General features: G+C 66.3%; 1 protein-coding gene. It reads left to right on the top strand.

Annotated elements, in window-relative coordinates; genetic code table 11:
- Nucleotides 1–40 precede the first annotated feature (40 nt).
- A partial coding sequence (locus tag NLI01S_RS24775) for an MDR/SDR family oxidoreductase (protein WP_223809380.1) occupies nt 41–1,378 on the top strand: 1,338 nt, incomplete at its 3' end.

Genomic DNA, 1,378 nt, shown 5'->3' with positions numbered 1-1,378 from the left:
CGGCGAGGCCGCGGGTGTGGTGTTGGAGGTGGGTCCGGGTGTGGACGCGCTCTCCCCGGGTGATCGGGTCATGGGTTTGTTCGCGGGAGCGTTCGGGCCGGTTGCGGTGGCCGATCAGCGAATGCTGGTGCGGGTTCCGGAGGATTGGGATTTCGTTGAGGCCGCGTCCGTTCCGATTGTTTTCCTGACGGCTTTGTATGCGTTGTGTGATTTGGGTGGTGTGGTTGCTGGTGACCGTGTGCTGGTGCATGCGGGTGCTGGTGGTGTGGGGATGGCCGCGGTGCAGTTGGCGCGGTGGTTGGGTGCGGAGGTCTTCGCGACGGCTTCTCCTGGTAAGTGGGAGGTTCTGCGGGGGCTGGGGTTGGATGAGGCGCATATCGCGTCGTCGCGGGAGCTGGGTTTTGAGGAGAAGTTTCCCGGGGTCGATGTGGTGGTGAATTCCCTGGCGAGGGAGTTCGTGGACGCGTCGTTGGGTTTGTTGCGTCCGGGTGGGCGTTTCGTGGAGATGGGCAAGACCGACGTCCGGGACGCGGGTGTTCTGGACGGTGTGGTGTATCGGGCGTTCGATTTGGCGGAGGCTGGGCCGGACCGTATTCAGGAGATGCTTCACCAGGTCGTCGGCCTTTTCGAGTCGGGGGTCGTTGAGTTTCTGCCGGTGCGTTGCTGGGATGTGCGGCGTGCGGTGGAGGCTTTCCGGTTCGTGAGTCAGGCGCGGCATGTGGGCAAGGTCGTCCTGACCGTCCCGCAGGGCTGGAGCGAGGGCGCAGGTGGAAGCGCTGTTGACGGTGTGGCGGCCGACGGGTCTGTGTTGATCACTGGTGGTACGGGTGTGCTGGGTGGTTTGGTGGCCCGGCATCTGGTGTCGGTGCATGGTGTGCGGCGCTTGTTGCTGGTGGGTCGTCGGGGTTCGGAGGCTCCGGGTGCGGCTGCGCTGGTGGAGGAGTTGTCGCGGGCCGGGGCCGAGGTGGTGGTCGAGGCGTGTGATGTGGCGGACCGGGCCGCTGTCGAGGGTCTGCTCGCGGTGCATCGGGTGTCGGCTGTGGTGCATGCGGCTGGTGTTCTGGATGATGCGACGGTTGAGGCGCTGACTCCGGAGCGGGTGGAGCGGGTGCTGCGGGCCAAGGTGGACGCGGCGGTGAACCTGCATGAGCTGACACGGGGCTTGGATCTGTCGGCGTTCGTGATGTTCTCGTCGTTGGCGGGGACGTTGGGTGGCGCGGGGCAGGGCAATTACGCGGCGGCGAACGCCTTCCTGGACGGGTTGGCTCAGCACCGCAGGGCACAGGGGCTTCCCGCGCAGTCGTTGGCGTGGGGTTTGTGGGGTGAGCGGTCGGGGTTGACCGGTCATCTGGGTGAGGCCGACCTCAAGCGGATGGCC

This window comes from Nocardiopsis listeri NBRC 13360 (genome assembly GCF_001570765.1).
GTDB lineage: Bacteria > Actinomycetota > Actinomycetes > Streptosporangiales > Streptosporangiaceae > Nocardiopsis > Nocardiopsis listeri.
This window is presented reverse-complemented; position numbering and strand designations above follow the sequence as displayed.